Genomic DNA, 4063 nt, shown 5'->3' with positions numbered 1-4063 from the left:
TCCAGCCGCGCGGCCAGGCGCCGCCGATGGCCCGGACCGGGCCGACACAGGTTTCCGGGCTGTGCAGCGATTCCAGCCCGTGCGGGCCCACCGCGGTAACGCTGAAGCACTGCAGGTTGTCGTTGCGCGCCACGCTGCGGTGCCTTGCAATGCGGCCCAGGCGATGGCCGTTGAGGTACACGAAACCCTTGATATCGCTGTTGATTCGCCACTGTCTGGCGTGTGCCTTGACGGTGGGTGCAACGGGAGTCAGCGGCAGGTACAACGGTGCGTCCAGGCGCAGTTTTGGAGACCGGACCTTGCGCGCGACCAGTTGCACCTCGGTAACCGGACCTGCGTGGCGCACGCTTCCGGCGACGAGCAGGTTGCCGTCCAGCCTGGCCGGACGGTGCAGGATGATGCGGCGCGCGCCCAGGTCCAGGCGGATGCTGTCGCGGTCGCCGAACAGCATCGGCACCAGGGACGCAGGAATCTTCGGCGCGACGGAGCCGTCGTTTTGCAGTCCGAACACGCCGCGCAGCACCATGTCCAGGTAGCCGGCTACCGACCACTCCTGACGCGGCGAATCCACCACCGGGCCGCTCAGCTTGCCTTCGTCGACGTGGATCGACTGGGTGCGCAGGGAATAGTTCTCCATGTTGGTCGCGTACAGTGCCGCGCCGCGCATCTGGGTGCGCAACGCGTGCGCGATGCGCGCCGGGTCGTTCACGCGACGCGCTGCGCGCAGCGTGTATTCGCTGACAAATGGCCAGATCGCGCGATTGTGGTAGATCGGCTGGTTGCGGCGCTCGGGCCAGATCACCGGGCTACCCGCCGGCCAGGTCGGGTAGTGGGCCAAAGCCTCGCGCGCACGTTGCGGGCCGGCCACGCCGCTGGTGATGGCCAGGTCCGTGCCCAGCAGGTCGTAGGCGTCGAACGGCGCCGGGTGCACGCGGCCGCCGATGTAGCTCATGTACAGGCCGCGATCGGCACGCCAGAAGTGCGCGTTGATGGCTTTTTTAAGGGCATCGGCCTGGCCGCGATAGCGCGCGGCGGCCTGGGTTTCATGGCGCTGTGCGGCCATCTTCTGGCCCAGCCGCAGCGCCTCGTAATGCAGCACATTGGTCGACAGCGCGAACGATTGGGCAATGAACACCACGTTGTCGGCGGTCCAGTCCGGATAGCTCTGCTCGCGCCAGTCCAGGAACGAGGTCTCACCGCGGTAGAGGCCGGTCGTCGGGTCATACGCATACAGGCGGTCCTGGCCCAGCGTGTCCTTCAGTGCGGTGTATACGGTGTCGGCAAACGCCTTGTCGCCGAGCAGGTGGCGCGCGCCGAGAAACCACACCACGCGGTCGGTGCTGATCGGCCAGCTGCCGCCCGAGCCGGTGTCCTGCATCACGTACTGGCCTTGCGGTACGTGGCTGCCGCGTGCGGGTGAAAGCTTGAACAGCAGCGAATTGCGCGCGCGTTGCGGAGCGAAGCGCCACAGGCCCAGGTCGATCGAGTACGACAGGTCGCGGGTCCACACGAAGGGCCATTTCTTGCCGGCGATCAGGCAATGGCAAGGGATCGGCTGGCCATGGTCGAACGCGCCATCGGTAATCGCCTCGACCGAGATCTTCTTCAGGTCCGACTGCGCCATCGCGAACAGCCCGTCGAACAGCGGGCTGGCGGTCTCGACCGTGAACCGCTGCGGGTCGATGCTGCGTGTGGTGTCCGGCGTCTTCAGCACGAAGCGGCCGTTGGTCTGCGCATGCATCGTCGCCTGCCGGCCCATCCAGTCCACCGTGTCGTGCCACACTGGCGCCGCCGCCTGTCCCGCGGCCATCGCCGCCGTCAGCAGGACGCTCAGCATGCCGAACCCCCGATCCATGGCGTATGTACGGCGTCCCGCTTGCTTGCGTCGGTCATGGCCAGGTTCCTCCCGGAAACGTCTTGGGCAATCGTCCGGTTCCACGGTGAGCGCGAATTGCGCGTGCGCCGGACGGATCTCGGTATCTCCCCATGGTAAGCACGTCCGACGCCTGCGGGCCAGTGGGCGCATACGTATTCATTGGCCCGGCTCAGCGTGGTGCGGGGTTCTTCGCGCGTGACTGGAGTCGGTCGGAATGCGTGCCTCAGAAGCGGGGATGGTTCCTGCGCTCCAATGAACACCTGAACGGGATTTTTCAAAAACGGGTAGCCCGGATAAGGCGTAGCCGTACCACGGGCACTCCCTTCGGTCGCACCACAGGCACTCCCTTCGGTCGCATCCGGGAAGGGCCGCGAAGCAGCCCTTTAGGCGGGATGTCCAAGCCACGACAAAACACTGATCCCGGATGCGGCTACGCCTTATCCGGGCTACGACCATGAGGTCCCGCCGAAGGGATGCTCAGTGCGTGGGTTGGGCCTGGAAGCTCAGGGTGTGGGGCTTGCGTGCCGATACGCGTACCCAGGTGACTGCGCCGAAGCGGTCGTGGCCGATGGCCCAGCCTTCACCGGAGGCCTTTTGCAGCGCCGCGATGCTGGCATAGCGGTGGCCGATGCCGGATACGGCAGTGGCGGCGATGCCGTGCATCTTCACCAGGTAGTCGTGCAGGGCCGGGGTGTAGGTGCCCTTTGCTGCGTCGATGCGGAATGTGGCGCCGCCAGCGGTACGCTGTGTGGTCAGGCGCTGCCGGTAGTTGGCGCCATGCTCGTAGGCGTAGGTGCGGCCGTTGTCGTCGTAGTAGTCGAAGTGCGTGGGCTGCGCCGCAGGAAACACGTCCAAGGTGATGGTGGTCACCGGGTGCTGGCCGACGTAGTCCATCACCGGCTGGGTGGGGATGATCGCGCCCTGGCGGATGAACAGCGGAATGTCGCTCCAGTGCACGCTGTCGGTGGCGAGCGTGATGGTCTGTCCACCGGGGTAGACCTTGCCGCTGGCCCAGTCGGTCCAGGTGCCCGCAGGCAGGTAGATCCGCTTTTCAGTCTGGCCCTGCTTGACTACCGGCGAGACCAGAAGCCAGTCGCCGAACATCCAGGCATCCACGTCATTGCGGGTTTCCGGGTCGTGCGGCCAGGCGAAGACCAGCGGTCGTACCAGGCCCACGCCGCTCGTGTGGCCCTGCCAGAAGTAACTGTAGATATAGGGAATCAGGCGATAACGCAGGCGGATCGCATGCGTGGCAGCCTTCTCGGCAATCGGGCCGTAGCGCCAGGGCTGGCGCTTCTCGGGCTTGACCCCGTGTACGCGGAAGATCGGCGTGAAGGCACCGAACTCGATCCAGCGGGCGTAGTTTTCATCCGAGGGATGGCCGTTGAAGCCACCGCCGTCCATGCCCCACAGGGTCGTGCCGATGGTGATGGCGTTGAGCATGCGCAGGCGCTGGCGGGCCATCGAGGCAAAGCCGGTCTGGATGTCACCGGACCACATGCCGTAGGCATAGCGTTGCGAACCGAGCCAGAAGTCGCGGTTGATCGACCATACCCGGATGTCGGTATGCGCGCGCTGGGCATTGTAAAGCGCGCGCTCCATATTGAGGAACTGGGTGTTGTCATTGATCTCGTCGGCCTCGTCGTTCCACCAGCCGACGATGCCCTTGTCAAAGCCGTACTGGATGGCCTTCTGTCCGAACCAGCGGCGCGCCGCCGGTTTGTCGAAATCGATGTCACGTACCGGCCGGTGCGAGAAGTAGTCGTCCGTGACCTTTTCGCCGGGTACCCAAAGATGGTGCACGGTGGCGTAGTGGCCCTCCACGGTGTTCACGTGGATGCGCGGCTTCATGATGCCGGTCAGGTGCAGGCCTTCGGCGGCCAACTCACGTGCCAGCTTGCCGCTGGGCCCGTCGGGAAATTTCTTTGCGTTCCAGCGAAACTCGCCGTAGTGGTTCTTGCCCCATGCCTTCCAGTCGAAGTCCAGGGTGAAATTGTCGATCGGGATGTGCTTGGCGCGATACGTGTGAATGATGGCCAGCAGCTGCTTCTGGTTGATGCCCCACTGAGAGTTGGTGAAGCCGGTGGCCCACTTCGGGAACAGTTGTGGATGGCCGCTGAGGTCGGCGAGCGACGAGAAAATGGCGTCCGGCCGGCCGCTGATGATGTAGTAGCTCAAGTCCGGGCG

Annotated in this window: 2 protein-coding genes; both read right to left on the bottom strand. The window is 65.2% G+C overall.

Features of this window, described 5'->3' with window-relative positions:
- On the bottom strand, positions 1-1837 hold a 1837-nt coding region (locus PF446_RS06965), incomplete at its 3' end, for a Six-hairpin glycosidase-like protein (RefSeq protein ID WP_298070566.1).
- A gap of 516 nt (positions 1838-2353) precedes the next feature.
- On the bottom strand, positions 2354-4063 hold a 1710-nt coding region (locus PF446_RS06960; RefSeq protein WP_298070565.1), incomplete at its 5' end, for a TIM-barrel domain-containing protein.

It is taken from the genome of Oleiagrimonas sp., from assembly GCF_027858935.1.
Classification (GTDB): Bacteria; Pseudomonadota; Gammaproteobacteria; order Xanthomonadales; family Rhodanobacteraceae; genus Oleiagrimonas.
The sequence above is the reverse complement of the archived record's forward strand: the minus strand, read 5'-3'. Positions and strand labels throughout refer to the sequence as shown.